The 25,588-nt window shown below is 66.6% G+C and carries 24 protein-coding genes; 17 read left to right on the top strand and 7 right to left on the bottom strand.

What is annotated here, in order from left to right; all coding sequences use genetic code 11:
• The first annotated feature begins 4 nt into the window (after nt 1-4).
• From EP380_RS09590 to EP380_RS09575, 4 genes are read left to right on the top strand one after another with little or no spacing between them, the layout of a single operon-like run.
• Nucleotides 5-1,486: an ABC transporter substrate-binding protein gene (locus tag EP380_RS09590; RefSeq protein ID WP_127598281.1), complete on the top strand. Its 1,482-nt coding sequence runs from the start codon at nt 5-7 to the stop codon at nt 1,484-1,486.
• Nucleotides 1,487-1,532: 46 nt separating this feature from the next.
• A complete protein-coding gene (locus EP380_RS09585) occupies nt 1,533-2,477 on the top strand; it encodes an ABC transporter permease (protein ID WP_127598279.1) in 945 nt (314 codons plus the stop codon).
• A complete protein-coding gene (locus EP380_RS09580) occupies nt 2,477-3,346 on the top strand; it encodes an ABC transporter permease (RefSeq protein WP_106569631.1) in 870 nt (289 codons plus the stop codon). The genes EP380_RS09585 and EP380_RS09580 overlap by 1 nt, the downstream gene beginning before the upstream one ends.
• Nucleotides 3,346-4,971 (top strand): ABC transporter ATP-binding protein, encoded by a 1,626-nt coding sequence (locus tag EP380_RS09575; RefSeq protein WP_127598277.1) that lies wholly within the window; start codon nt 3,346-3,348, stop codon nt 4,969-4,971. Before EP380_RS09580 ends, EP380_RS09575 begins: the two co-directional genes overlap by 1 nt.
• A gap of 12 nt (nt 4,972-4,983) precedes the next feature.
• On the opposite strand, the gene EP380_RS09570 is transcribed toward EP380_RS09575, so the two are convergent.
• Nucleotides 4,984-5,445: a tellurite resistance TerB family protein gene (locus EP380_RS09570; RefSeq protein ID WP_106569633.1), complete on the bottom strand. Its 462-nt coding sequence runs from the start codon at nt 5,443-5,445 to the stop codon at nt 4,984-4,986.
• Nucleotides 5,446-5,583: 138 nt separating this feature from the next.
• Between EP380_RS09570 and EP380_RS09565 the strand changes: the two genes are divergently transcribed.
• The gene (locus tag EP380_RS09565; protein ID WP_127598275.1) at nt 5,584-6,420 is read left to right on the top strand and encodes a helix-turn-helix domain-containing protein; all 837 of its coding nucleotides are present in this window, start codon (nt 5,584-5,586) and stop codon (nt 6,418-6,420) included.
• A 170-nt stretch (nt 6,421-6,590) separates the two neighbouring features.
• Nucleotides 6,591-6,758, top strand: coding sequence for a 50S ribosomal protein L33 (gene rpmG / locus EP380_RS09560; protein WP_106569635.1), 168 nt, complete (start codon nt 6,591-6,593; stop codon nt 6,756-6,758).
• 456 nt (nt 6,759-7,214) lie between these two features.
• Here the strand turns inward: rpmG and EP380_RS09555 are convergent, their stop codons facing one another.
• Nucleotides 7,215-8,588, bottom strand: coding sequence for a PleD family two-component system response regulator (locus tag EP380_RS09555; protein ID WP_106569636.1), 1,374 nt, complete (start codon nt 8,586-8,588; stop codon nt 7,215-7,217).
• A gap of 37 nt (nt 8,589-8,625) precedes the next feature.
• Complete coding sequence (locus EP380_RS09550) at nt 8,626-8,997, bottom strand: response regulator (RefSeq protein WP_106569637.1); 372 nt, start codon at nt 8,995-8,997, stop codon at nt 8,626-8,628.
• 194 nt (nt 8,998-9,191) lie between these two features.
• Here EP380_RS09550 and EP380_RS09545 point away from each other — a divergent pair, with 194 nt between their 5' ends.
• Both EP380_RS09545 and EP380_RS09540 read left to right on the top strand, forming a co-directional pair.
• Nucleotides 9,192-9,488, top strand: coding sequence for a DUF3572 domain-containing protein (locus EP380_RS09545; protein ID WP_127598273.1), 297 nt, complete (start codon nt 9,192-9,194; stop codon nt 9,486-9,488).
• Nucleotides 9,485-10,138 carry a hypothetical protein gene (locus EP380_RS09540; RefSeq protein ID WP_127598271.1) on the top strand — a complete coding sequence of 218 codons (654 nt, stop codon included), beginning with the start codon at nt 9,485-9,487 and terminating at the stop codon, nt 10,136-10,138. The genes EP380_RS09545 and EP380_RS09540 overlap by 4 nt, the downstream gene beginning before the upstream one ends.
• A gap of 34 nt (nt 10,139-10,172) precedes the next feature.
• On the opposite strand, the gene EP380_RS09535 is transcribed toward EP380_RS09540, so the two are convergent.
• Nucleotides 10,173-10,748, bottom strand: a complete 576-nt coding sequence (locus EP380_RS09535) for a GNAT family N-acetyltransferase (protein WP_106569640.1) — start codon at nt 10,746-10,748, stop codon at nt 10,173-10,175.
• Between the two features lie 65 nt (nt 10,749-10,813).
• Here EP380_RS09535 and EP380_RS09530 point away from each other — a divergent pair, with 65 nt between their 5' ends.
• From EP380_RS09530 to EP380_RS09515, 5 genes are all read left to right on the top strand, one after another.
• The gene (locus tag EP380_RS09530) at nt 10,814-12,139 is read left to right on the top strand and encodes a DNA polymerase IV (protein WP_106569641.1); all 1,326 of its coding nucleotides are present in this window, start codon (nt 10,814-10,816) and stop codon (nt 12,137-12,139) included.
• Nucleotides 12,140-12,255: 116 nt separating this feature from the next.
• The gene (locus EP380_RS09525) at nt 12,256-13,017 is read left to right on the top strand and encodes a class I SAM-dependent methyltransferase (protein ID WP_127598269.1); all 762 of its coding nucleotides are present in this window, start codon (nt 12,256-12,258) and stop codon (nt 13,015-13,017) included.
• Between the two features lie 467 nt (nt 13,018-13,484).
• Entirely contained in the window at nt 13,485-13,691 is a 207-nt protein-coding gene (locus tag EP380_RS09520) for a cold-shock protein (protein ID WP_106569643.1), read from the top strand.
• A gap of 252 nt (nt 13,692-13,943) precedes the next feature.
• Nucleotides 13,944-14,090, top strand: coding sequence for a hypothetical protein (locus tag EP380_RS23560; RefSeq protein ID WP_164749815.1), 147 nt, complete (start codon nt 13,944-13,946; stop codon nt 14,088-14,090).
• Nucleotides 14,091-14,194: 104 nt separating this feature from the next.
• Nucleotides 14,195-14,431, top strand: coding sequence for a hypothetical protein (locus tag EP380_RS09515; protein WP_127598267.1), 237 nt, complete (start codon nt 14,195-14,197; stop codon nt 14,429-14,431).
• Between the two features lie 286 nt (nt 14,432-14,717).
• On the opposite strand, the gene dnaE is transcribed toward EP380_RS09515, so the two are convergent.
• From dnaE to EP380_RS09500, 3 genes are all read right to left on the bottom strand, one after another.
• Nucleotides 14,718-18,200 carry a DNA polymerase III subunit alpha gene (gene dnaE / locus EP380_RS09510; protein WP_238719838.1) on the bottom strand — a complete coding sequence of 1,161 codons (3,483 nt, stop codon included), beginning with the start codon at nt 18,198-18,200 and terminating at the stop codon, nt 14,718-14,720.
• Between the two features lie 246 nt (nt 18,201-18,446).
• On the bottom strand, nt 18,447-20,459 hold the full coding sequence (locus EP380_RS09505) for an acetyl-CoA carboxylase biotin carboxylase subunit (RefSeq protein WP_127598262.1): 2,013 nt from the start codon (nt 20,457-20,459) through the stop codon (nt 18,447-18,449).
• Between the two features lie 82 nt (nt 20,460-20,541).
• Nucleotides 20,542-20,973, bottom strand: coding sequence for a potassium channel family protein (locus EP380_RS09500; RefSeq protein ID WP_106569647.1), 432 nt, complete (start codon nt 20,971-20,973; stop codon nt 20,542-20,544).
• A gap of 288 nt (nt 20,974-21,261) precedes the next feature.
• Here EP380_RS09500 and ugpB point away from each other — a divergent pair, with 288 nt between their 5' ends.
• The 4 genes from ugpB to ugpC all read left to right on the top strand — a co-directional run bounded on the left by ugpB (nt 21,262) and on the right by ugpC (nt 25,444).
• The gene (gene ugpB, locus EP380_RS09495; protein WP_106569648.1) at nt 21,262-22,578 is read left to right on the top strand and encodes a sn-glycerol-3-phosphate ABC transporter substrate-binding protein UgpB; all 1,317 of its coding nucleotides are present in this window, start codon (nt 21,262-21,264) and stop codon (nt 22,576-22,578) included.
• A gap of 67 nt (nt 22,579-22,645) precedes the next feature.
• Nucleotides 22,646-23,527: a sn-glycerol-3-phosphate ABC transporter permease UgpA gene (ugpA, locus tag EP380_RS09490; protein WP_127598260.1), complete on the top strand. Its 882-nt coding sequence runs from the start codon at nt 22,646-22,648 to the stop codon at nt 23,525-23,527.
• Nucleotides 23,528-23,535: 8 nt separating this feature from the next.
• The gene (gene ugpE / locus EP380_RS09485; protein WP_127598799.1) at nt 23,536-24,372 is read left to right on the top strand and encodes a sn-glycerol-3-phosphate ABC transporter permease UgpE; all 837 of its coding nucleotides are present in this window, start codon (nt 23,536-23,538) and stop codon (nt 24,370-24,372) included.
• Between the two features lie 7 nt (nt 24,373-24,379).
• Nucleotides 24,380-25,444, top strand: a complete 1,065-nt coding sequence (gene ugpC / locus EP380_RS09480) for a sn-glycerol-3-phosphate ABC transporter ATP-binding protein UgpC (protein ID WP_127598258.1) — start codon at nt 24,380-24,382, stop codon at nt 25,442-25,444.
• Nucleotides 25,445-25,588: the final 144 nt, after the last annotated feature.

Below are 25,588 nucleotides of genomic sequence, written 5' to 3'. Positions count from 1 at the left end.
ACCGATGACAATGTGGAAATCCGTCCTGGCCGCGACGGCCCTTGCGCTGGCCTCGAGCACGTCCGTGTTCGCCGCGAAGACCGACCTGGTTGTCGGCGTGGTGCTGGAACCGCCGCATCTCGACCCGACGGCGGGCGCGGCCGCGGCGATCGACGAGATCGTCTACGCCAACGTGTTCGAGGGCCTGACGCGGATCGGCCGCGGCGGCGAGGTTGCGCCGGCCCTGGCCGAGAGCTGGGAGATTTCCGACGACGGCAAGGTCTACACCTTCAAGCTTCGCGCCGGCGCGACCTATCACGACGGCAGCGCTTTCGACGCCGAGGACGTCAAGTTCTCGCTCGAGCGCGCGATGGCGGAAGACTCCACCAACGCCCAAAAAGGGCTTTTCGCGGCCATCGACACGGTCGAAATCGTCGATCCGACCACGGTCAAGGTGACGCTGAAACAGCCGCAGGGCTCGTTTTTGTACAATCTGGGCTGGGGCGACGCGGTGATCGTGGCGTCCGAATCGGCCGAGGGCAACAAGGAAAACCCGGTCGGCACCGGGCCGTTCAAGTTCGACAACTGGGCCAAGGGCTCCTCGATCACCCTGTCGAAGGCCGAGGGCTACTGGGGCGAGCCGGTCGCGCTCGACACGGTCGAATTCCGCATCATTCCCGACGCGGCCGCCGCCGTGCCGGCGCTTCTGACCGGCGACGTACACGCCTTCCCCAACATGCCGGCCGGCGACGCCCTGCCCCAGATCGAGGCCGACCCGCGCTTTGTCGTGGTGGTCGGCTCGACCGAGGGCGAGACCATTCTTTCGACCAACAACAAGAAGGCGCCGTTCGACAATCTCAAGGTGCGGCAGGCGATCGCCCACGCGCTCGACCGCGAGGCGATCATCGCCGGCAACGGCTCCGGCTTCCGCACGCCGATCGGCTCGCATTTCTCGCCCGGCAACGAGGCCTATGTCGACCTGACCGGCACCTATCCGCACGATGTGGAAAAGGCCAAGGCGCTGCTGAAGGAAGCCGGTTTCGAAGACGGCTTCAAGGCGACGCTGAAGCTGCCGCCGCCGTCCTATGCGCGCGACGGCGGCCAGATCGTGGCCTCGCAATTGCGCGAGGTCGGCATCGAGCTCGAGATCATTCCGGTGGAATGGGCGCAATGGCTCGACCAGGTGTTCAAGGCCAAGGATTACGACCTGACGATCGTGTCGCATACCGAGCCGAACGATATCGGCATCTATGCGCGCGACGACTATTATTTCCAGTACGACAATCCCGAATTCGACGCCGTGATCGCCGAGCTGGACGTCACCTCCGAACAGGCCAAGCGCAACGAACTCTACGCCAAGGCGCAGACGATCATCGCCGAGGACGCCGTCAACGGCTACCTGTTCCAGCTGCCCAAGATCGGCGTGTGGGACGCCAAGCTCGAAGGCATGTGGGAGAACTCGCCGGTGCAGGCAACCGACCTGACCGACGTGAAGTGGGCCGAATAACGGATGTCTCTCCCTCCCCCTCGCGGGGAGGGAGACGCAAGGCCCAATGATCGCATTTCTCGCCAAGCGCATCGCCGTCGGGCTTCTGACACTGGTCGTGGCCTCGATCGTGGTTTTCGCCGTGCTGGAGATCGTGCCGGGCGATCCGGCGCAGCTCATGCTGGGCATGAACGCCACCGAGGAGGCGCTGGCCGCGCTGCGCGAGCAGATGGGCCTCAACCAGCCGGTGGTGACGCGCTATCTCGGCTGGGTGAGCGGGCTCGTGGTCGGCGATTTCGGCCGTTCCTTCACCTATTCCAGCCCGGTGATCGAACTCGTCGCGGAGCGGGCCGTCGTGTCGCTGCCGCTGGCGCTGATGGCGCTTATTCTATCGACCGCGATCGCCATTCCCGTCGGGCTGTTCGCGGCCGCCAGACGCGGCAAGGCGGCCGACACGCTCGCCATGGGCGCGGCGCAGTTCGGCGTCGCGGTGCCGAATTTCTGGTTCGCGTTGATCCTGATCTACGTGTTCGCGGTGTGGCTGCGGCTGGTGCCGGCCGGCGGGTTCTCGGGCTGGGAGAACGGGCTTCTCAGCGGCTTGCGGGCGCTGCTCCTGCCGGCGATCGCGCTTGCCCTGCCGCAAGCGGCGATCCTGGCCAGGGTGACGCGCTCGGCGCTGCTGGAGGTGCTGGGCGAGGACTATATCCGCACCGCCCGCGCCAAGGGCATGCCGCGCAAAGCGGTGTTGTGGCGCCACGCGCTGCGCAACGCCATGATCCCGGTGCTGACCATTCTGGGCCTGCAATTCGCCTTCCTGCTCGCCGGCACGATCATCATCGAGAACGTGTTCTACCTGCCGGGGCTGGGACGTCTGGTGTTCCAGGCCATCACCCAGCGCGACCTGATCGTCGTCGAGGGCGTGGTGATGCTTCTGGTGGCGAGCGTGGTCATCGTCAACATTCTGGTCGATATCTGCTACGCGCTCGTCGATCCGCGGCTGAGGACGCGCTGATGGCCGCCGAACCGCTCGACCTGCCGCAACCCGAACAGGGGCTCCTGGCGGCGGCGTTTTCCAACCGCTCCTTTGTCGCCGGCTTCGCGATCACCACCCTGATCACGGCCATGGCCGTGGTGTCGCTGGTGTGGACGCCGTTCGACGTGACAAGGCTGGTGCCGGCCGACCGCATGCAGGGCCTGTCGTGGACGCATCCGTTCGGCACCGACCATTTCGGCCGCGACATCCTGTCGATGATCATGGTCGGCTCGCGCAACTCGATCGCGGTCGCGGTGGTGGCGGTGTGCATGGGCATGGGCATCGGCGTGCCGCTCGGCTGCTGGGCGGCGGCGCGCGGCGGGCTGATCGACGAGGCGCTGATGCGGTTCAACGATCTCGTCTTCGCCTTCCCCGCGCTGCTGTCGGCCGTGCTGATCACCGCGATTTTCGGACCCGGCGCGATCAACGCCATCATCGCGATCGGCATTTTCTACATCCCCGTCTTCGCACGCGTGGCGCGCGCCGGCGCGCTCGCCCTGTGGCCGCGCGAGTTCATCCTGGCCGCGCGCGCGGCCGGCAAGAACAAAGTGCTGATCACCATTGAGCACATCCTGCCCAACATCGCCTCGATCCTGCTGGTCCAGGGCACGATCCAGTTCGCGCTCGGCATCCTGGCCGAAGCGGGGCTTTCTTATGTCGGGCTCGGCGCGCAGCCGCCGATGCCGTCCTGGGGCCGCATGCTGTTCGACGCCCAGACGCGCATGATCGTGGCCCCGCACCTGGCGCTGTTTCCCGGCCTGGCGATCGTGGTCACCGTGCTGGGCCTGAACCTGCTCGGCGACGGGCTGCGCGACGTGCTCGACCCGAAACTGAGACGTCAACGCTGATGGCGCTTCTGGAGATCGAAAAGCTGACGCTGAAGATCGGCGACGCGCCGATCCTGAACGCCGTCGACCTTGCCATCGAAGCCGGCCGGACCATGGGCCTGGTCGGCGAATCGGGATCGGGCAAGTCGATGACGGCGCTCACCGTCATGCGGCTGCTGCCGCACGCGGCCGAGGCCAGCGGCCACGTCACCTTCGACGGCATCGATATTCTGGCGGCGCCGGAGGCGGCGATGTGCCGGCTGCGCGGCGACGATATCGGCATGGTGTTCCAGGAGCCGATGACGGCACTCAACCCGGTCAAGACGATCGGCGAACAGGTGGCCGAAGGCATACGCTGGCACACCGGCGCCAACCGGGCCGACGCCGAGGCCTCGGCGCGCCGGATCCTCGACCGGGTCGGCCTGCCGGAGGCGCAGTTTCCGCTGTCGCGCTATCCGCACCAGCTTTCCGGCGGCCAGCGCCAGCGCGTGGTGATCGCGATCGCCTGCGCGCTGAAGCCAAAACTGCTGATCGCCGACGAACCCACCACCGCGCTCGACGTGGTGCTGCAGGCGCAGATCCTCGACCTTCTGCGCGACCTGGTGGCGGAAAACCACATGGGGCTGCTTCTGATCAGCCACGATTTGGCGGTCGTCACCGACATGGCCGACCGGGTGACCATCATGCGCCACGGCACGGTGATGGAGGACGGCGAGACCGCGCCGACGCTCGCCGCCCAGGTCCACCCCTATACGCGCCAGCTCGCCGAGGCGTCGATGCACGTGCCGGCCCGGCCGCACCGCGCCGCGGCGGATGCGTCCGGGCCCAACCTGCTGGAGGTCGACACGGTGGTGCGCGACTATGCCGGGCGGCGACGCTCGCCGTTTTCGCGCCCGGTCCCGTTCCGCGCCGTCGACGGCGTCTCGTTCGCACTCAAGCCCGGCCAGTCCGTGGCGCTGGTCGGCCGCTCGGGCTGCGGGAAATCGACGCTGGCGCGGATGATCCTGGCCCTCGACCGGCCGAGCGCCGGCGAAATCCGCTTCCTCGGCGAGACGCTGACGGGCAAGAGCGAGGCGGCGCTGAAACCGGCGCGGCGCAACATGCAGGTCGTGTTCCAGGACCCGTACGGCTCGTTCAACCCGCGCCACAAGGTCGAACGCCTGGTCGCCGAACCGCTGCACCTGCTCGACGAGGCGCCCACGCCGACAACGCGCCGCGAGATGGTGGCGCACGCCCTGCACGAGGTCGGGCTCAGGCCGGACGACATGCAAAAATATCCGCACGAGTTTTCCGGCGGCCAGCGCCAGCGCATCTCGATCGCGCGCGCGCTGATCACGCGGCCGAAGCTGATCGTGGCCGACGAGCCGGTGTCGGCGCTCGACGTGTCGATCCGCGCCCAGGTGCTCGACCTGTTCGCCGATTTGAACCAGCGCCTGGGCGTCGCCTATCTGTTCATCACCCACGACCTGACGGTGGCGCGCGCGATCACCGACGAGGTGATGGTGATGCATGACGGCAAGATCGTGGAGGAAGGCAAGACCGACGCGGTGCTCGACGATCCGCGCTCGGACGCGGCCAAGGCGCTGGTGGCCGCCGCGCCGGACCTGAAACGCGCGATCCGGCGGCGCCTGGCAGAACAGGGATAAGACTGGCGCGGGCTACTGCGCGGGATCCGCGTCTGCCTCGCCGTGCACGTCGCCGCCGACAACATCCGACGGGTCGAGGTCGAGCACGTCGAGCGTGCGGCGCAAAAGCCTGACTTCATGCTCGCTCAGATCCGAATCGGATTTGGCGATCTCGGCCATATGGCGGGCAAGGTCGACGCGGCGCTGCCGGTCGAGCGTGCGAAAAAGCGCCAGCGCCTGCGAGCCGGTCGTCTCGTAGCCGAAATCGTGCAGGTAGCGAATCACGCTTTTCAGGCTGTCCTCGCCGATGCCGAACGCCTCGCGGCAGATGCGCCGGAACGTCTCCAGCTCCTTCTCGTCGACCTCGCCATCGGCCAGGATCATGCGAAACAGCAACAAAAGCTCGGCCGACAGCACCGGATCGTCGGCAACACGGCGCACGGCCGGATCGCCCTCCAGCAAAACACGCAGCTTGGCTAAAAACCCTTCGGCCATCGACCACCCTCCCCAGCAGCAGCATCACACTATTGCGGTTTGCGCCGTGTGCAAGCCCGAAGCCGCGGCCAGCCGCAATGCCGGGCTTTTGCGCGACGGCGGCTTGGCCTACCATGCGCGCTGGCGAAAAGGCACGATATGGCAGAAGATCCCCGACACGCCCCGTCCCGCGCCCCGCAGCCGGACGCCACCACGGTGCTGGTGCAGCATCGGGTGCCGGTCGATCTCGGCGGCGAGGTGATCAGGATCGTCGGCTATCGCGAAAACGGCCACGCGCTCGCCCATGCCGTGGAGATGGCGCCGCTGGCGGTGCCGCTGATCGTGGGATTCGGCGAGCCGTTCCGGATCGCGCTCGGTCGCGCGCCGACCGCCGACGAGCGCTACAACAGCTTCACCTCGGGGCTTTATCCCGGTTTCGTGCTGATCGACTCGACCGGGCGCGCCGAATGCATCCAGATCGACTTCACCCCGCTCGGAGCACGGCGGTTCTTCGGCATTCCGATGTGCGAGATCGCGCGGCGCATGGTGCAGCTCGACGAGCTCGGCGACCCCGACATCACCGACCTGCGCGACCGCCTCGGCGAACATGGCGACTGGCGGCACCGGTTCGCGGCGGTGGAGACGCTGCTGCGCCGCCGGCTGGCGGCGGCGGCACCACGGCACGGCGCGACCGCCTGGGCCTATCAACGCATCCTTGCCAGCCACGGCACGGTGCGCATCGGCGCCCTGGCCCGCTCGCTCGACTGCTCGCGCAAACATCTCAACCAGCGCTTCGGCGAGGAGATCGGCATCGGGCCGAAAGCCACCGCGCGCATGGTGCGCTTCAACCGCGCGCTGACGATCGCCCGGCGCGCCGAGACGGCCGACTGGGCCCAGATCGCGGCCGATTGCGGGTATGCCGACCAGGCCCACCTGGTGCGCGAGTTCCGCGTGTTTTCGGGCGCGTCACCGTCCGCGCTGCCGTCATTTCCGTGACGGCGCGGCAAAAAAAGCGCGACACCGGAGCCGCCCGGGCACGGCGGCCTTGACTTTCGGGGGCGCTTGTATATGTCTCCGCCAACTCTGCACGGCCTGTCGACGTAAGTCGCGTCCCCGAGGGTGGGTTCCAAGCCGGCTGAATTTCGCGAGAACAACGGACGAACGTCATGGCCAAAGCCGCAAACCTGAAGATCAAGCTCCTGTCGACCGCCGATACCGGCTTTTTCTACGTCACCAGCAAGAACAGCCGGACGAAGACGGAAAAGATGTCGTTCCGCAAATACGATCCGATTGCCAAGAAGCATGTCGAGTTCAAGGAAACGAAGATCAAATAGGCCGCCGCAACGCCGGCACCTGGATGACGCCGCCTGCAAGGGCGGCGTTTTTTGTTGTTCGGAGCCGCTCACCCCGCGCCCCGGCAGAGCGACGGCAACGGCATGAGACGGGCCTCGTTTCGCGCGCTGCCGCGCGCGGGACACAGGCGCCCTGCCCTGATGCTCGCAATGAGAGGAAAAGGGGGCCGGCCGGCAATCTGACAGCGGTACGAGGAGGCCACTGAGAGTCAGAGCCGACCGGCCAACCCCACGGAACCCAGGAGATGCGGCGGACCTGAGCATCATGGGGTATGACGAGAGGTCCGCGTGAAAACCGTCACCGAACACTCTTGTTCCGAGGATTTCTCGCGCAATGCGAGGAAGAAATCAACTATTTATTAAGGATATGCGACAGCTTGCTTACGTTAACGTAAACAAGCCGGCCATGGCCCGGCCCGGCGGCCCAGAGAACGGGACTCAGGCCGCCGCCGAAACGACCCGGTTGCGGCCGCCGTGCTTGGCCTCGTAAAGGGCGAGATCCGCCCGCTTGAGCAACCCGGCGGCGGTATCGCCCGCGCCGTCGAGGGCAGCGATGCCGGCGCTGACCGTCAACCCCACAGCGACCTGGTCCGGCCCCACGGCGAAGGGCGCGGCCTCGATCTCGGCGCGCACGCGCTCGCCGATCCTGGCCGCTGCCCGCGCGTCGGTGTCGGGCATGACGACGACGAACTCCTCGCCGCCATAACGGCAGGCAAGGTCGATGCCGCGCACGTTTCGGCGCAGCCGCTCGGCGAATTCGCGCAGCACCTCGTCGCCGCCGTCGTGGCCGTAGGTGTCGTTGACGGTCTTGAAGCAGTCGAGATCGGTGATCATCACCGACAGGGGGCGCCCGCCCGCCCTGGCGCGCTCGACCAGCGTGTCGAGATGACTGTCGAGATAGCGGCGGTTGTGCAGGCCGGTCAGCCCGTCGGTGACGGCCATGGCGATGGTTTCGGTGACATTGGCGCGCAAGCGGTCATTGTAGCGCTTGCGCCGGACCTGGGTGCGCAGCCGGGCGATCAGTTCCTGACGGTCGAGCGGCCGCACGATATAGTCGTTGACGCCGAGCTCGAGCGCGCGGGTGACGCGCTGCTGCTCGTCCTTGTCGGCGATCAGGATAATGGGCACGAACCGGGTGCGGTCGAGCGAGCGCAGTTGCGAGCACAGCCGCAGCGGGTCGAAGCGGGCAAAACCGGTCGACACCAGAACGCAATCGAAATTGCCTTCGGCGATCTGGAAACAGGCCGCCTGCGGGTCGGGCTGGACCATCGGCGTGACATAGGAGGCCAGCAGGCCGGTGACGGCCGCCGCCGCTTCGGCGTCATCGTCCACCACCAGCACGCGCGGGCTTTCCTCGTCGGCCGGCACGATGTCGGCAAGCAGCGGCTCGATGCCGATCATGCGCGTGGTCGCCGCGCGCAGGCGCAGCTCGTCGGACAGCATCTTCAGCCGCACCAGACTCTTGACCCGGGTCAGGAGCTGGAGGTCGTTGACCGGCTTGGTCAAAAAATCGTCGGCACCGGCCTCCAGACCGCGGATGCGGTCGGCGACCCGGTCGAGCGCGGTAACGATGACGACGGGAATATGGGCGGTCGCCGGGTTCTGCTTGAGCCGGTGGCAGACTTCGAAACCGTCCATGTCCGGCATCAGGATGTCGAGCAGCACCACGTCGACCTTGCCGCCCCGGCACAGTTCCAGCGCCTCGGGGCCGGAGGTCGCCGTCAGCACCTCGAAATATTCCGCCAGAAGCCGCGCCTCCAGCAGTTTCAGGGTCGCCGGGATGTCGTCAACGACGAGGATGCGTGCGGTCATGGTCCGGTTCCGTTCGCTCGGCGTGAAAATGAGCCCGTCAGGCGTCGCCCAGATAGGATCTGATCGTCTCGATGAACTTGCCGACCGAGATCGGCTTGGAAATATAGGCCTCGCAGCCGCCCTGGCGGATGCGCTCCTCGTCGCCCTTCATGGCGAACGCCGTCACGGCGATGACGGGAATGGCGTGCAGATCGTCATCCTCCTTCAGCCATTTCGTCACCTCCAGGCCCGACACTTCCGGCAACTGGATGTCCATCAAGATCAGGTCCGGCCGGTGCCGGCGCGCGAGATCGAGCGCCTCGAGCCCGTTGCGCGTGCGCACCGTGGCGTAGCCACTGGCCTCGATCAGGTCGCGGAAGAGCTTCATATTGAGCTCGTTATCCTCGACGATCATCACAGTCTTCGACATGCTCGCCCCACCCTGACGACAGGTTCTTCGGGCCGCGTTGCCGGCGTTCGGGCCGGAAAAGCGCGATTCTCCCTAAAGACAGCCTATCGCGATTTGATTGACGAAAGGCAAACCCCTTGCCAGGCCGCGACCGGCTTGCCTGCCGGCCGTCGAGCGGCTAGGTCTGGCCGCGTCCAGCGATCCGGATCCTGCCCATGCCCGCCAGCGCCAATTCCCCAGCCGCCGAAGCGCTCGCCATCCAGGCGCTCGGTTTCATCGCCGCCGATCCGGTGCTTTTGCCGCGCTTCCTGGCGCTGACCGGCATCGAGGCGGACGCGATCAGGCGCGCGGCGGCCGAGCCGGGTTTTTTGGCGGGCGTGCTGAATTTCCTGCTCGCCCACGAGCCGACGCTGACGGCATTTTGCCAGGCGCACGACATCGACCCGGCGGCGGTCGGCCAGGCCCAACGCGCCCTGCCCGGCGGCAACGACGATTTTCTGGCCTCGACATGAGCGACGATCCCGAAACCGCCCGCCAGATCGCCGAACTGGCGCGCGACAGCCGCCCGCTTGTGGTGCTCGACGTCGACGACGTGATTTTGGAGTTCATCCGGCCGTTTCCGCGCTTCCTCGCCGCAAAGGGCTACGCGCTGGGGCTGGAAACGTTCCGCCTGCACGGCAACGTCACCGAGATCGACACCGGCGCCGTGGTTGACCGGGAGACCGTTTCGGGCCTGCTCAGCGCCTTCTTCGCCGCCCAGGCCGAGTGGCAGACAATGGCGGCGGGCGCGGCCGAGGCGCTGGAAACGCTGTCGGCCGGCGCCGAGATCGTGCTGTTGACCGCCATGCCGCACCGCCATCGCGCGGTCCGGCGCGCCCATCTCGAGACGCTGGGGCTGACCTATCCGCTGCTGACCACCGAAATGGCCAAGGGCCCGGCGATCGCCGCGCTCAGGGGCGACGGCCGGCGCCCGGTCGCCTTCGTCGACGACCTGCCGCACAATTTGAGCTCGGCCCGCGCCAGCGTCGCCGACGCGCATCTGTTCCACCTGATGGCCGACAATGCGCTGCGCCGGCTCCTGCCGCCGCCGGCCGAGGGCATCGCCGTGGTCGAGGACTGGCCGGACGCAACGCCGAAGATCGCCGGCGCGCTGCGGCTTTGACCTTCGGGCGGCGGCCCTGCCCGCAGCCGCGGCGCTACAACACCAGACGCATCAGCGGCCGGCCGGCCTTGCGCTCGGCGACGCGCTCGAAGCCGGCCTTTTCGAACACCCGGGCCGAGCCGACGAACAGGCCGACCGGGCGCGTGCTTTTGGATTCGGTTATCGGGCAGGCATCGATCAGCCGCGCGCCGCCGGCCCGCGCGTGATCGATGCCGGCGGCCACCAGACGATGGGTCAGGCCCCGGCCGCGCGCCTTGCCGCGGACGAAAAAGCACGACACCGCCCACACGCCGGCATCGTCGCGTTCGTCGGGCGACAGCGGCGCCGAGACGCGGCCCTGATTGTTCCATTCCGGCACGTCGGCGCGCGGGCCGATCTGCATCCAGCCCATGCCGACGCCGTCCTCGAGCGCGATCAGGCCGGGCGGCGGCCCGGTCTCGACCCGGGTCTTGAAGTGGGCGCGGTTGCTTTCGCGGTTGTTGTGCCGCCGGGTCGCCGGCGGCAGGCGAAAATGCGTGCACCAGCAGCCGTAACAGGCGCCCTGGCGGCCAAACAAATCCTCCAGCGCCGGCCACAGATCGGCGGTCAGCGGTTCGATCCGTGCGGCCATGCGATCCCCTTCCCGGCCGCTTGTCTCGCCGGCCCGTCTCGACTAATATTTTGTTTGTTCCGTTTATGTTCGCAGCCATGACGTTTGCTGTCAACGATCCCGAGGCCGGTTTTTGCCGCGACTGCCTGCGCCCGCAGGCGGAGGCGGCGGCACGGCGCTGCGCGGCCTGCGGCAGCCCACGGCTCGTGCGCCACGGCGAACTCTACGACCTGTCGATCGCGCATATCGACTGCGACGCGTTCTACGCCGCGGTGGAAAAACGCGACCGGCCCGAATTGCGCGACCGGCCGCTGATCATCGGCGGCGGCAAGCGCGGCGTGGTGTCGACGGCCTGCTATATCGCCCGCATCAACGGCGTGCGCTCGGCGATGCCGATGTTCAAGGCGCTGGAGGCCTGTCCGGAGGCCGTGGTGCTGAAACCCGACATGGAAAAATACGCCCGGGTCGGGCGCGAGGTGCGCCAGATGATGCAGGCGCTGACGCCGCTGGTCGAGCCGCTGTCGATCGACGAGGCGTTTTTGGACCTCACCGGCACGCAAAAGCTGCACGGCACGGCGCCGGCGATCGTTCTGGCGCGGTTCGCGCGCCAGGTCGAGCGCGAGATCGGCATCACCGTCTCGGTCGGGCTGTCCTACTGCAAGTTTTTGGCCAAGGTCGCCTCCGACTTCAACAAGCCGCGCGGCTTTTCCGTCATCGGCCGCGCCGAGGCGCTCAATTTCCTGGCCGACCAGCCGGTGACGCTGATCTGGGGCGTCGGCAAGGCGTTCGCCGCAACGCTGGCGCGCGACGGCATCACGCGGATCGCGCAACTGCAGACGATGGAACGCGCCACGCTGATGAAGCGCTACGGCACGATGGGCGAGCGCCTCTACCATCTGGCGCGCGGCCAGGACACGCGCGCGGTGCATGCCGACCACGACGCCAAGAGCGTGTCGGCCGAAACCACCTTCGACACCGACCTGGCCGCGCCCGGCGAGCTGGTGCCGGTGCTGCGGGCGCTGTCGGAAACGGTTTCGGCGCGGCTGAAGAAGGCCGGCATCGCCGGCCACACGGTGACGCTGAAGCTGAAAACCCACGATTTCAAGACCCGCACCCGCAATCGCCGGCTGTCGGACCCGACGCGGCTCGCCGACCGGATCTTTTCGACCGGTCTGGCGCTTCTGGAAAAGGAGACCGACGGCACGCGCTACCGGCTGATCGGCATCGGCGTGGCCGATCTCGCGCCCGACGACCGCGCCGACCCGGCCGACCTGGTCGACACGGCCGCGCGCAAGCGCGCACTCGCCGAGGGCGCGATCGACGCGCTGCGGGACAAGTTCGGCAACAAGGCGGTGGAAACCGGCTACACGTTCGGCAAGGGCAATCGCGGCCGCCCGCAGCGCGAGAGCTGAGGAAGGACGGCGCAGGCGCGGGAGGACGGCCGGCGCGACACGCGCGGCTCGCCAGCCGGCCGTTTTGCCGCTACTGTGAGACACCCTGGACCGTCCTCGAGCGCGGAAGACCGATCATGACGAAGCAGGCCGCATCGCAGTTCGAAACCCTCGCCGCACTCTACGAGGACATGGCGCGCTGGCCGTTCCGCCGCGACATCGAGATTCCGAGCGTGATGGGCGTGCTCGGCGATTTGTCGGGCAAGGACGTGCTCGATTTCGGCTGCGGCACGGGCATGTATGCACGCTGGATCAAGGATCGCGGTGCGCGCCGGGTCGTCGGCTTCGATCTGGCCGAGGGCATGCTGTCCTTCGCCCGCCGGCAGGCCGCGGCGCAGGGCTACGACATCCAGTTCGTCGACGCGTTGACGGCCGATCTCGAGGGGCAGTTCGACGTCGTCGTGGCGATCTATGTGCTGCCCTATGCCGGCAGCCGCGACGAACTCGACGCCATGTGCGCCTCAATGGCCAAGCTTTTGCGCCCCGGCGGCCGGCTCGTCACGTTGCCGATCCATCCCGACTACCACCCCGATCCCGACTTCTACTGGCCGCTCGGCCTGTCCTACGCGGCCGACGATCCGGCGAACGCACCGCACGAGGACGGCGGCGTGATCCACGTCTCGCTGTCGCGGGGCGAGCAGAGCGCCGCCTTCGACGCCTGGTACTGGTCGCGCGGCTCGATCGAGGCGGCGATGCGGGCGGCCGGCCTCGGCCCGGTCACCTGGCATGCGCTGACGCAGGCCGACGGCACGCAGCCCGACGTCGACCCGGCCTTCCTGCGCGCCTTCCTCGCCCGACCGCACGCCGTCGTCACCGAAGCCGTACGCGTGGCGGGTTAGAGGCGTTCTGCTTTTCACGGGGCTCGCAAATCGGCTCCAACTTCTTGTCTTGACGCGTTGGCGGACGACGAACCGGTTTCCACTTCGCCTGGAAACGCTGTAGACCCCGCAGACCGATCAGGCCGCGCGCAAGCGCACACTCGTCGAGGGCGCGATCGACGCGCTGCGGGACAAGTTCGCCAACAAGGCGGAGGAGACCGGCTACGCGGTCGGCAAGGGCAATCGCGGCCGCCCGCAGCGCGAGCGCTGAGCGCGGGCGCGGCCGGGCGGCGGCGTGAGACCGGATTTCGGCCAGGCCCTTGAATAAGCCGCAATTGGTGTCTATCTAAAGGTTATCGTTATTTGGGCCAGGCTTGGCTTTTCGCGGCGTCAGAGGCTTTCGACCCGCCAATCTCATTCCAGAAATCGATATATTTTCTCGCGCGGCGCGGCACGATCGCGGCGCATCGTTTCCAAGGAATGAGTCCATGCATACCGGTACCGTAAAATTCTACAATGGCCAGAAGGGTTTTGGCTTCATCACCCGCGAAGATGGCGAAAAGGACGTGTTCGTCCATATCAGCGCGCTCGACCGCGCCGGTCTCGGCGGTCTGGTTGAAGGCCAAAAGCTCGAATTCGACCTCGAGGACGACGGCAAGGGGCGCCAGTCCGCGGCGAACCTGAAGGTCGTATAAAACACGCACCGGATACGGGAGAGCTGACCACGGATGTACTGGCAGCTTTCCTTCCGGATCGCGCGCCGGCTCACGCCGGCACCAGGAAGCGGGGAGCAATTCCCCGCTTTTTTGTTGACCGGACCATGTCCTGCGACCGCGCCAGTCGGTGTCGGAATCAAGACATGCCCACGATCAAAGGCGGAAGCGCGACGCGAAACGCGACACGTGCGATCCGCCCCATCATCAACCCGCCCATGAGGAGCGACCGCGATGGCCAAGGGCCAGCAACGCAGCAACCGGGAAATCCGGAAACCGAAAAAAGACAAGAAACCGCCGGTGGCGCCAGCACCGTTCGGATCCGCGGTCAGGCTGGCCACGGACGGCACCGCGACCGGCACGCGCGCGAAAAAGAAATAACCGCCGCGCCCGCGACGGCCGCGACAGGCCCACACGAACACAGGCTCGCGCCCTTTCCTACGGGGCGCGGCCGCTTCCGCAAAACCAGATCAAGGGTTCCACCGATGCGCTCGATTTCCGATTTCACCGTCGCTCCCCGTTCACGCTCGGCCACCACCAAGGCCGAACAGACCACGGCGGTCGCGCAATCGATCATCCAGGAGGAAGTGTCGGCCCGCGACAAGAAGACGGCCCGGCTGCGCGAAATGCGCCTGGCGATGGCCGAAAAGACGGCCGGCGAGGTTAAGGCCGCGCCGACGCGCGCCAAGCGCGCGCCGCGCAAGAAGCCGGTCGCCTCCTGACGGGTCGATCCCTAGGACGATCCCCCTTGTTGTCTTTTCCAAGCCTTGCCTGGCTGCGCCCGCGCAAGCGCAGGAAAAGATTTTCTCCCCCGCATAAGGGAACCAGTGACGTGCTGGTGCTTGCGAAGCCAGGCCTTAGAGCCGTTCTGCTTCTCACGGATTCGCAGACCGGCTCTAACTTATTGTTTTAACGCGTTTTTGAACGGCGAACCGGCTTCCACTCCGCCTGGAAACGCTATAGACGTCGCAAGAGGGGAAAACCCGCGCGGCCGTCCTGAGGCGCACCCTAAACCAGTTCGACGTCGACCACGCCGGGCACGGCGCGCAGCGCCGAGGCGATCTGCGGCGAGATGCGGTAGCGCTCGGGCAACGCGATCTCGACCTCGCCGGCGCCGTCCTGCTTGATCAGCACCAGCGACACCTCGCCCTCGCCGCGCTGGCCGAGATGGCCGGCGAGCGCGGCGGCCGGACCGGCGTCGCGCAGGAAGATCCTGAGCGCCTTTTGCAGCCGGCTCGCCTCGTCCTCCAGCGACTGCACGGTCTGGATGCGCAGATTGACGCCTTCCGGCCGGTCCTCGGCCGCGACCGTGATGACCACCGAGCGACCGGCCTCCAAAAGGTCGCGGAACTGGGCCAGCGCCTCGGAAAACAGCACCGCCTCGAACTGGCCGCTGACATCGGAGAAATTGACCACGCCCATCTTGTTGCCGGTGCGGGTCTTGCGCTCCTGTTTCGAGGTGACAGTGCCGGCCAGCCGTCCGGCCGACGCGCCGCGCTTGACGGCGGCGGAAAACTCGGTCCAGTTCTGCACGCGCATCTTCTTGAGCGCGTCCTTGTATTCGTCGAGCGGGTGGGCGGAGAGATAAAAGCCGACCACCTGGAACTCGCGATGCAGCCTTTCGGCCGGCAACCAGGGCGCGGTGTCGGGCAGGCGCAGCCGTTCCGGCTCGCCGGCGAGCGCGGCACCGAAAATGTCGGACTGGCCCGAGAGCGCGTTTTCGGCCGCGCGCTGGGCAAGCCCCATCATCAGCTCGACGCCGGCAAACAGCGCCGCGCGCTCGCGCCCGAAACAGTCGAGCGCGCCGGCCTGGACCAGACTTTCGAAGACGCGCTTGCCGACGATGCGCGGATCGACCCGGCCGCAAAACTCCTCCAGGCTTGAAAACGGCTTTTCGCGGCGTTTTTCCACGATGTGCTCGACCGCGGCGTCGCCGACGCCCTTGATGGCGGCCAGCGAATAGAAGATGCGATTGTCGCCGACCTCGAAATCGCGGTGCGAAGTCTGCACCGAGGGCGGCACGACCTCGATGCCGAGGCGGATGGCGTCCTGACGGAAATCGGCCAGCTTGTCGGTGTTGCCCATGTCGAGCGTCATCGAGGCGGCCAGGAACTCGACCGGATGATGCGCCTTCAAATAGGCGGTCTGGTAGGAGACGATCGCATAGGCGGCGGCGTGCGACTTGTTGAAGCCGTAATCGGCGAACTTGGCCAAGAGGTCGAAGATGAAGTCGGCCTGCTGTTTGGAAACGCCGCGCTCGGTGGCGCCGTCGACGAAGATCGCGCGCTGCTTTTCCATCTCGGCGCGGATCTTCTTGCCCATGGCGCGGCGCAGAAGATCGGCCTGTCCGAGCGTGTAGCCGGCCAGTTCCTGGGCGATCTGCATCACCTGTTCCTGGTAGACGATGACGCCCTGGGTCTCCTGAACCAGATGGTCGATCTTGGGATGGATCGAGGCGATCTCCTCCTCGCCATGCTTGCGGGCGTTGTAGGTGGGAATGTTCTCCATCGGGCCGGGGCGGTAGAGCGCGACCAGGGCGATGATGTCCTCGATGCGGTCGGGCTTCATGCCGATCAGCGCCTTGCGCATGCCGGCCGATTCCACCTGGAAGATGCCGACCGTCTCGCCGCGCGCCAGCATGGCGTAGGTGTCGGCGTCGTCGAGCGGAATCTTCGACAGATCGATCTCGACGCCCTTGCGGCGGATCAGCTTGACCGCCGTTTCCAGCACGGTCAGCGTCTTCAGGCCGAGAAAGTCGAACTTGACCAGGCCGGCATCCTCGACCTTCTTCATGTTGAACTGGGTGACGGGCATGTCGGAGCGCGGATCGCGGTACATCGGCACCAGTTCCGACAGCGGCCGGTCGCCGATCACGATGCCGGCGGCATGGGTGGAGGCGTGGCGGTAGAGCCCCTCCAGCTTCTGCGCCATCTCCAGGAGCTGCTCGACGATCGGCTCCTTTTCCTGCTCCTCCTGGAAACGCGGCTCGGCGGCGATGGCGTCGGCGAGCTTGACCGGATTGGCGGGGTTGGCCGGCACCATCTTGGTCAGCCGGTCGACCAGCCCGTAGGGCATTTGCAGCACACGGCCGACGTCGCGCAGCACCGCGCGCGCCTGCAAGGTGCCGAAGGTGATGATCTGGGCAACCTGGTCGCGGCCGTATTTTTCCTGGACGTAGCGGATGACCTCGTCGCGCCGATCCTGGCAGAAATCGATGTCGAAGTCGGGCATCGACACGCGGTCGGGATTGAGGAAGCGCTCGAACAGCAGCGAAAAGCGCAGCGGGTCGACATCGGTGATGGTGAGCGCGTAGGCGACCAGCGAGCCGGCGCCGGAGCCGCGGCCGGGACCGACGGGAATGTCGTGTGCCTTGGCCCATTTGATGAAGTCGGCGACGATCAGGAAGTAGCCGGGAAACTTCATCCGCTCGATGACGCCGAGCTCGTAGTCCAGACGCTTGGCGTAATCCTCGCGCGTATAGCCCTCGGACAGGCCCTGGTCGGCGATCCGGCGCTCCAGCCCCTCGTGCGCCTGGCGCCTGAGCTCGTCGGCCTCCGCCTTTTCGGCCGCCTCCGGGTCGTCGGTCGAGCCGGTGGTGAAGCGCGGCAGGATGGGGGCGCGGTTTTCAGGATAATAGGAACAGCGCAGCGCGATCTCCACCGTGTTGTCGATCGCCTCGGGCAGATCGGCAAACAGGGCCGCCATCTCGGCCTGGCTCTTGAGATAGTGGTCCGGGGTGAGCTTGCGGCGCTCGTCGACGGCGATCACCGTGCCCTCGGCGATGGCGATCAGCGCGTCGTGCGCCTCGTAATCCTCGCGGGCGGGGAAAAACGCCTCGTTGGTGGCCACCAGCGGCAGGTCGTGGCGGTAGGCGAGATCGATCTGGGCCGCCTCGACGGCGCGGTCGTAGCCCTCGTGGCGCTGCAGCTCGACATAGAGCCGGTCGCCGAACAGGTCGCGCAGATGCAAGAGCCGGGCTTCGGCCAGCGGCGCGTGGTCGGCGGCAAGCGCGCGGCCGATCGGCCCGGCCGCGCCGCCGGTCAGGCAGATGAGCCCGGGCGCGCTCTCGGCCAACCAGCCGCTGGTGATATGCACGGGCGCGCCGGCCGGCGTTTCGAGATAGGCGCGGCTGACCAATCGCACGAGGTTGGCGTAACCGGTCTCGTCGGCGGCGATCAGCACCAGGCCGGCAAGGTCGGGACGGGCGTCGCGCGCGGCGCGTTGACTGGACGGGTCCTCGCCCTCGAAAAGCGTGTCGAGCTGGCAGGCCATGATCGGCTGGACGCCGTCCTTGACCGCCTTTTGGGCGAATTCGAGCGCGCCGAACAGATTGTTGGTGTCGGCGACCGCGATCGCCGGAGCCCCGTCCTTGACCGCGTGGCCGACGATCTTGCCGAGCGGCAGCGCGCCCTCCAGCAGCGAATAGGCCGAATGGACGCGCAAATGGATAAACGGCCGCGCCGCCGGCGCTGGAGACGCCGCCGCCTGCATGGCGGCGCGCAAGAGCGGATCGCGCGGGGGACGTGGTGATGCCATCGGTCGGTCTTCCGTTCGCTGTGGCCGGACTCAGGCCGTCGGAGCGGATTGTTTCCGATCGCGCGGCGGCGGTCGAGAGGCAGGACGCGGTTTGTCCCAAGCTTCGTGACACGGGCGTTGCCGGCCGCGACCGGACCGGGTCCGACACAGTCCGGTCGCAGCCAGGGTTATTGCGGTTGCGGGGCGCGGCGGCCGCGAGCCCTATTCGAATTCCATGATGACGGCGTCGACGGACAGGCTGTCGCCGGCGACGGCATGGATCTTGAGCACGGTCAGGTCGCGTTCGGCGCGCAGCACGTTTTCCATCTTCATCGCCTCGACCACGGCCAAGGTCTCGCCGGTCTTGACCTCCTGGCCTTCCGCAACCGCGACCGACACAACCAGACCCGGCATCGGGCACAACAGCATGTTGGAGGTGTCGGGCGGCAGCTTCTTCGGCATCAGCCGGTCGAGTTCGGCAGTGCGCGGCAACATGGCCCGGGCGTTGACCGACAGGCCCTGCCAGGCGATGCGCATACCGTTCAAGACCGGGCGCAACTGGGCGATCACCGCCCGCCCGCCGACCCGGCCTTTCCACACGATCTCGCCCGGCCGCCAGGACGAAGACACCGTCACCGGTTCGCCGCCCTCCACCCGCATGTCGACCTCCAGCGGCAGCGAGACCATGCCTTCGCCGACGGAGAGCGCGATATAGTCGTCGTCGAGCCTGACCACCCAGTCCGGCTTGGTCGCGCCCGAATGCGGCGCGAGCCGTCCGCACAGCCTGTCGAGACGGTCCTTGCGCAGCAGTTCGACGGCCAGCGACACCGCCGCCAGAACCGCCCTCTCCTCGTCATTGGGCATCGCGGGGGCAAAGCCGTCTGGATATTCCTCGGCGATGAAGCCGGTCGACAGCCGCCCCTCGCGCCAACGCGGATGGCGCATCAGCGCCGACAGGAAGGGTATGTTGTGCTCGATGCCGTCGACGACGAATTCGTCGAGCGCGTCCGACATCGCCTCGATCGCCGTCGCCCTGTCGGGCGCCCAGGTGCACAGCTTAGCGATCATCGGGTCGTAGAACATCGAGATTTCCGCGCCCTCGGTCACGCCGGTGTCGTTGCGCACGACGACGTCGCCATGGCGGCCCTCGGACGGCGGGCGGTAGCGCGTCAGCCGGCCGATCGAGGGCAGGAAGTTGCGGTAGGGATCCTCGGCGTAGAGCCGGCTTTCGACCGCCCAGCCGTTCAGCCGGACATCGTCCTGGGAAAGCGCGAGCTTTTCGCCGGCGGCGACGCGAATCATCTGTTCGACCAGATCGATGCCGGTGACGAGCTCGGTCACCGGATGCTCGACCTGGAGGCGCGTGTTCATCTCCAGGAAATAGAAATTGCGGTCCTTGTCGACGATGAACTCGACCGTGCCGGCGCTCTGATAGTCGACGGCCCTTGCGAGCGCGACGGCCTGCGCGCCCATCGCCGCGCGCGTTTCGGCGTCGAGAAATGGCGACGGCGCCTCCTCGACCACTTTCTGGTTGCGGCGCTGGATGGAGCATTCGCGCTCGCCGAGATGGATGGCGTTGCCATGGCCGTCGGCCAGAACCTGGATCTCGATATGGCGCGGCTCGACGATGAACTTCTCGATAAAGATGCGGTCGTCGCCGAACGAGCTCCTGGCCTCCGAGCGGGCGCGGTCGAACCCGTCGCGGACCTCGTTTCTGGTCCAGGCGATTCGCATGCCCTTGCCGCCGCCGCCGGCCGAGGCCTTGATCATCACCGGATAGCCGATCTCGTCGGAGATGCGTTCGGCATGGTCGGCGTCCTCGATCTCGCCCAGGAAGCCGGGAACGGTGCTGACTTTGGCCTCGCTGGCGAATTTCTTCGATTCGATCTTGTCGCCCATGGCGCGGATCGCCTTCGGCTTGGGGCCGATGAAGACGATCCCCTCGGCCTCCAGCGCCTCGCAGAACGAGGCGCGCTCCGACAAGAACCCGTAGCCGGGATGCACCGCCTGGGCGCCGGTCTTCTTGCAGGCGGCGACGATTTTGTCGGCCACCAGATAGCTCTCGGCGGCGGCGGGCGGGCCGATATGCACCGCCTCGTCGGCCATCTCGACGTGAACGGCGTCACGGTCGGCGTCGGAATAAACGGCGACGGTGGCGATGCCCATCTTCCGCGCCGTCTTGATGACCCGGCAGGCGATCTCGCCGCGATTGGCGATCAAAATCTTCTCGAACATCAAACAGCCCCCCCTCCGCATGGACTGTTGTTTTAGGGAATAGAGCAGCCGGCCTCAAGCAGGGGCAACGGGCGGGCGGCGGCTAAAAATGCACGCCGCGGCGAAACGGCCCGATCCTGATGCCGGCGGCGATCAGATAGGCGGTCGACCAGCCGATCAGCAGGAAGCCGTTGACACCCTCCAGGCCGGCAAACAGCCGCCAGTGATGGGCCGGCACGACGTCGCCGTAACCGAGCGTGGAAAACGACACGACCGAGAAATAGAGCGCGGTTTCGAACCCCTCGACCACGCCCAGCGCGTAATGGGCGATGGCCCACAGCCACACTTCCACCGTCATGACCGCGAACAGGCCGATGACGATCGAGACCATGGCCAGGATGCGGCTGCGGCGTCCGTCCATGCGCACGAGCCCGGTCAGGCGCCCGATGGCGTGGGTGAGCGCGATCAGGCCGAGCGTATGAATGACGACGGTCGCGGAAATGACCGCTGTGCCGAGCAGGAGATTGACGAACATCGCGCCAAGTTAGCGCGATTCGTCGAAAAAGAACCGCATCGCACCGCGCCGCAGACCGGCGTGGCGCCGTCCCCCGGCACCGGCACCGCCGGCCCACGAGAGCGGCTGAGATGGCGCCGCGCGCGCAAGGCGCCAATTCGGCGTATCCAGGCGGCGTCGATCTTCAATTGACTCGTATCGGAGAAAGGTGAAACCTTCGCTCTTCCGGCGGGGATACCCCGACCAAAGGCCGCGGTAGCGGATGACTGATCGATCCGACCGAGGCACCATAATGCGGGAGGAAAGCTCATGACGTTCAAGACCCTCGTACTGGCCGGCGCCGCGTTTGCAACGGCGGCGCTGCCCGGCGCGGCCTCGGCGGCGACGGAAATTCAGTGGTGGCATGCCTTTACCGGCCGGCTCGGCGAGTTGCTGGCCGAGCAGGTGGAGAAATTCAACGCCTCCCAGTCCGATTACACCGTGGTCGCGTCCCACAAGGGCAATTATTCCGAGACGCTGAATGCCGGCATCGCCGCCTTCCGGGCCGGCGAGCAGCCGCACGTGCTGATGGTGTTCGAAGTGGGAACGGCCACGATGATGGCGGCCGAGGGCGCGATCAAGCCGGTCTACGAGGTGATGGCCGAGGGCGGCGCGCCGTTCGACGCCGACGGTTATCTGGGCGCGGTCAAGGGCTATTACACCACGCCCGACGGTCAGATGCTGTCGCTGCCCTACAATTCGTCGACGCCGGTGCTCTACGTCAACCGCGACGCGCTGGAGGGCGCCGGGCTCGATCCGGACATGGACCTGTCGACCTGGGACAAGGTCGGCGAGGCGCTGGATGCGCTGAAGGCGTCCGGGCACGGTTGCCCGCTGACCACGGCCTGGCAGAGCTGGGTGCACCTGGAAAACCTGTCCGCCTATCACAACGTGGCGTTCGCCACGAAGGAAAACGGTTTTACCGGCCTCGACACCGAACTGGCCTTCAACGGGCCGGTACAGGTCAAGCATATCGACACGATGGGGCAATGGGCCAAGGACGGCAAGTTCATCTATGCCGGGCGGCGCAACGAAGGCGGCGCCAATTTCCGCGGCGGCGAATGCGCGCTCTTCACCGAATCCTCGGCCGGCTACGCGGGCGTGAAGGCGGAAGCGGAGTTCGATTTCGAGATCCGTCCCCTGCCCTACTGGTCCGACGTCGACGGCGCGCCGCAAAACACCATTATCGGCGGCTCGTCGCTGTGGGTGCTGTCCGGCCACGAGGCGGAAGACTACAAGGGCGTGGCGGCGTTCCTGAGCTTCCTGTCGAGCGCCGATATCCAGGCCAAATGGCATCAGGACACCGGCTATCTGCCAATCACCACCGCAGCCTACGAAAAGACCAAGGCGGACGGGTTCTACGACGCCAATCCCGGCACCGACATCGCCATCATCCAGATGACCGGCAAGGCGCCGACCGGCAATTCGAAGGGCCTCAGGCTCGGCAGCTTCGACCAGATCCGCACCATCATCGACGAGGAGCTGGAGGCGGTGTGGACCGGCGACAAGTCGGCCCAGGACGCGCTCGACAACGCGGCGGAACGCGGCAACCAGCTTCTGCGCCGCTTCGAACAGGCCAACCGCTGATCCAATCCCGCCTGCGCGCGGGGACGGCATAACGCCGCCCCCGCGCCCGCCGCGGCCGCATCGCATCATGGAAAAACGCGTCACCTTCAAGGGATGGACCCTGCCGCTGCTGCTGGTCATGCCGCAGGTGGCGGTGACGGCGGTGTTCTTCTTCTGGCCGGCCGGCCAGGCGATCTACCAGTCGGCCTTCATTCCCGATCCGTTCGGCCTGCGCACGCAATTCGTCGGTTTCGGCAATTTCATCTTCCTTCTCACCGACCCCTATTATCTGGCCTCGTTCCGCACCACGGCGGTGTTTTCCATCCTGGTGACGGTGGTTTCGATGGCGACCGCGCTGTGGCTGGCGGTGATGGCCGACCGGATCATCAAGGGGTCTGGCACCTATCGCACGCTTTTGATCTGGCCCTACGCGGTCGCGCCGGCGGTGGCCGGCGTGTTGTGGCTGTTCATGTTCAGTCCCAATGTCGGGCTGGCGAGCTGGTATCTCGCCGCCCTCGGCTACCGTTGGAACCACGTGCTCAACGGCAACGAAGCGATGACGCTGGTGGTGCTGGCGTCCGCCTGGGGGCGCATCAGCTACAATTTCCTGTTCTTCCTGGCAGGGCTGCAGGCGATCCCCAAAAGCGTGATCGAGGCCGCCGCGATCGACGGGGCGCGGTTCTGGAAACGGTTCTGGACCATCGTGTTCCCGCTCTTGTCGCCGACCACCTTCTTCCTGCTGGTGGTCAACGTGGTCTACGCCTTTTTCGAGACTTTCGGCGTCATCCACACGATCACCGCCGGCGGCCCGCGCCAGGACACCACGATCCTGGTCTACAAGGTCTATGCCGACGGGTTCGTCGGCCAGGATCTGGGCTCCTCGGCCGCGCAGTCGGTGATCCTGCTGGTGGTGGTCGGGGCGCTGACCATCGTCCAGTTCCGCTATATCGAACGACGGGTGCACTACTGATGTCGGGCATGGTGGAAAAGACCGGGCGCGGCCTGTGGCTGACCCATCTGGGGCTCGTTGCGGGAATCGCCTTCATCTGCTTTCCGATCTACCTGGCCTTCGTCGCCTCAACGGTGCAGAACCACGAAATCGTGCGCCCGCCCATGCCACTGGTGCCCGGCGGCTATTTCGTCGAGAACTACTCCAAGGCGCTCCTGTCGGGGGTCAACGCCCCGGTCTGGCGCATGCTGGTCAATTCCACGGTCATGGCGCTCGGCATAACCATCGGCAAGATCGTGATCTCGCTGCTGTCGGCGTTCGCCATCGTCTATTTCCGCTTCCCGCTGCGGAAAACGGTTTTCTGGCTGATTTTCATGACGCTGATGCTGCCGGTCGAGGTGCGCATCGTGCCGACCTACGAGGTGGCGGCGAATTTCGGCATGCTGAACAGCTATTCCGGGCTGATCCTGCCTTTGATCGCCTCGGCGACGGCGACCTTCCTGTTTCGCCAGTTCTTCATGACCGTGCCGGACGAGCTCGCCGAAGCCGCGCGGGTCGACGGCGCCAAGCCGATGCGATTTTTCATCGACATCCTGTTGCCGATGTCGCGCACCAACATCGCGGCGCTGTTCGTGATCCTGTTCATCTATGGCTGGAACCAGTATTTGTGGCCGCTTCTGGTCACCACCGATCCGTCGATGAACACAATCGTCATGGGCATCAAGCAGATGTTTCCCTCCGGCGACGACTGGGCCGACTGGCCGGTGATCATGGCGACCGCGATCCTGGCGATGATCCCGCCGGTGGCGGTGGTGATCTTCATGCAGAACCTGTTCATCAAGGGTCTGGTCGAGACCGAGAAATAGAGCGCCCATGTCGACGATCAGCCTGAAATCGATCCGCAAATCCTACGGCAAGACCGAGGTCATCCACGGCATCGACGCCGAGATCGCCGACGGCGAGCTGATCGTCATCGTCGGCCCGTCGGGCTGCGGAAAATCGACGCTTTTGCGCATGGTCGCCGGACTGGAAACCGTCACCAGCGGCGAGATCGCCATCGACGGCAAGCGGGTCAACGAGCTCGAGCCGATGGACCGCAACATCGCCATGGTGTTCCAGAGCTACGCGCTCTACCCGCATATGAGCGTGTTCGACAACATGGCCTACGGGCTGAAGATCGCCGGCAGGCCGAAGGCGGAGATCGCCGAGCGCGTGGCGAAAGCCGCCCAGATGCTGCAGCTGGAAGAGTTCCTGCAGCGCAAGCCGCGCGAATTGTCGGGCGGCCAGCGCCAGCGCGTGGCGATGGGCCGGGCGATCGTGCGCAAGCCGGCGGCGTTTCTGTTCGACGAGCCGCTGTCCAATCTCGACGCCAAGCTGCGCGTGCAAATGCGCCTCGAAATCAAGGGCCTGCAGCGCGATCTTGGCGTGACGTCGCTCTATGTCACCCACGACCAGGTGGAGGCGATGACGCTCGCGGACCGGATGATCGTGATGAATGCGGGCGTGGCCGAGCAGATCGGCGCGCCGCTCGACGTCTATCAGGACCCTGAAACGGTGTTCGTCGGCGGCTTCATCGGCTCGCCGCCGATGAATTTTATCACGCCGCGCATCTTTGCCGGCAACGGCACCGCCCTGCCCGCCGCGCTCACGCGCGCGGTCGGGTCGGGCGGTGAGGATATGCTGATCGGGCTGCGGCCCGAGCACATGGCGCTGTGCGCGGCCGACGAGGCGATGCTTGAGGGCACGATGCGCTATGTCGAGCCGCTCGGGGCGGAGACCCTGGTCCATGTCGCGCTTGGCGACGGCACCCAGATCACCGTGCGCCAGGAAGGCATCGCCGAGGTGCCCGAAGCCGGCGCGGCCTGCCCCATGCGCTTCGATCCGGCCTATCTGTGCCTGTTCGACGGCGACGGCAAACGCGTGAGAACGGGCGCGTGAGAACGGGCGCGTAAAAACCGGCGTCGCGCTGCCCGGCGGCGGACGGCTTGAAGAGGGCGCGAATTCCTGAAACCCTGCGCCCGACGGATCGCGAAGGAGCAAGGCCATGAAGACACGTGCGGCTGTTGCGGTTGGGGCGGGCCA

The organism is Nitratireductor alexandrii (assembly GCF_004000215.1).
Lineage (GTDB): Bacteria > Pseudomonadota > Alphaproteobacteria > Rhizobiales > Rhizobiaceae > Mangrovimarina > Mangrovimarina alexandrii.
This window is presented reverse-complemented; position numbering and strand designations above follow the sequence as displayed.

Bases quoted from the DNA above. Each gene is read 5' to 3' on its own strand.
- EP380_RS09590 (WP_127598281.1), top strand. From the start codon at position 5: ATGACAATGTGGAAATCCGTCCTGGCCGCGACGGCCCTTGCGCTGGCC.
- EP380_RS09585 (WP_127598279.1), top strand. From the start codon at position 1,533: ATGATCGCATTTCTCGCCAAGCGCATCGCCGTCGGGCTTCTGACACTG.
- EP380_RS09580 (WP_106569631.1), top strand. From the start codon at position 2,477: ATGGCCGCCGAACCGCTCGACCTGCCGCAACCCGAACAGGGGCTCCTG.
- EP380_RS09575 (WP_127598277.1), top strand. From the start codon at position 3,346: ATGGCGCTTCTGGAGATCGAAAAGCTGACGCTGAAGATCGGCGACGCG.
- EP380_RS09570 (WP_106569633.1), bottom strand. From the start codon at position 5,445: ATGGCCGAAGGGTTTTTAGCCAAGCTGCGTGTTTTGCTGGAGGGCGAT.
- EP380_RS09565 (WP_127598275.1), top strand. From the start codon at position 5,584: ATGGCAGAAGATCCCCGACACGCCCCGTCCCGCGCCCCGCAGCCGGAC.
- rpmG (WP_106569635.1), top strand. From the start codon at position 6,591: ATGGCCAAAGCCGCAAACCTGAAGATCAAGCTCCTGTCGACCGCCGAT.
- EP380_RS09555 (WP_106569636.1), bottom strand. From the start codon at position 8,588: ATGACCGCACGCATCCTCGTCGTTGACGACATCCCGGCGACCCTGAAA.
- EP380_RS09550 (WP_106569637.1), bottom strand. From the start codon at position 8,997: ATGTCGAAGACTGTGATGATCGTCGAGGATAACGAGCTCAATATGAAG.
- EP380_RS09545 (WP_127598273.1), top strand. From the start codon at position 9,192: ATGCCCGCCAGCGCCAATTCCCCAGCCGCCGAAGCGCTCGCCATCCAG.
- EP380_RS09540 (WP_127598271.1), top strand. From the start codon at position 9,485: ATGAGCGACGATCCCGAAACCGCCCGCCAGATCGCCGAACTGGCGCGC.
- EP380_RS09535 (WP_106569640.1), bottom strand. From the start codon at position 10,748: ATGGCCGCACGGATCGAACCGCTGACCGCCGATCTGTGGCCGGCGCTG.
- EP380_RS09530 (WP_106569641.1), top strand. From the start codon at position 10,814: ATGTTCGCAGCCATGACGTTTGCTGTCAACGATCCCGAGGCCGGTTTT.
- EP380_RS09525 (WP_127598269.1), top strand. From the start codon at position 12,256: ATGACGAAGCAGGCCGCATCGCAGTTCGAAACCCTCGCCGCACTCTAC.
- EP380_RS09520 (WP_106569643.1), top strand. From the start codon at position 13,485: ATGCATACCGGTACCGTAAAATTCTACAATGGCCAGAAGGGTTTTGGC.
- EP380_RS23560 (WP_164749815.1), top strand. From the start codon at position 13,944: ATGGCCAAGGGCCAGCAACGCAGCAACCGGGAAATCCGGAAACCGAAA.
- EP380_RS09515 (WP_127598267.1), top strand. From the start codon at position 14,195: ATGCGCTCGATTTCCGATTTCACCGTCGCTCCCCGTTCACGCTCGGCC.
- dnaE (WP_238719838.1), bottom strand. From the start codon at position 18,200: ATGCAGGCGGCGGCGTCTCCAGCGCCGGCGGCGCGGCCGTTTATCCAT.
- EP380_RS09505 (WP_127598262.1), bottom strand. From the start codon at position 20,459: ATGTTCGAGAAGATTTTGATCGCCAATCGCGGCGAGATCGCCTGCCGG.
- EP380_RS09500 (WP_106569647.1), bottom strand. From the start codon at position 20,973: ATGTTCGTCAATCTCCTGCTCGGCACAGCGGTCATTTCCGCGACCGTC.
- ugpB (WP_106569648.1), top strand. From the start codon at position 21,262: ATGACGTTCAAGACCCTCGTACTGGCCGGCGCCGCGTTTGCAACGGCG.
- ugpA (WP_127598260.1), top strand. From the start codon at position 22,646: ATGGAAAAACGCGTCACCTTCAAGGGATGGACCCTGCCGCTGCTGCTG.
- ugpE (WP_127598799.1), top strand. From the start codon at position 23,536: ATGGTGGAAAAGACCGGGCGCGGCCTGTGGCTGACCCATCTGGGGCTC.
- ugpC (WP_127598258.1), top strand. From the start codon at position 24,380: ATGTCGACGATCAGCCTGAAATCGATCCGCAAATCCTACGGCAAGACC.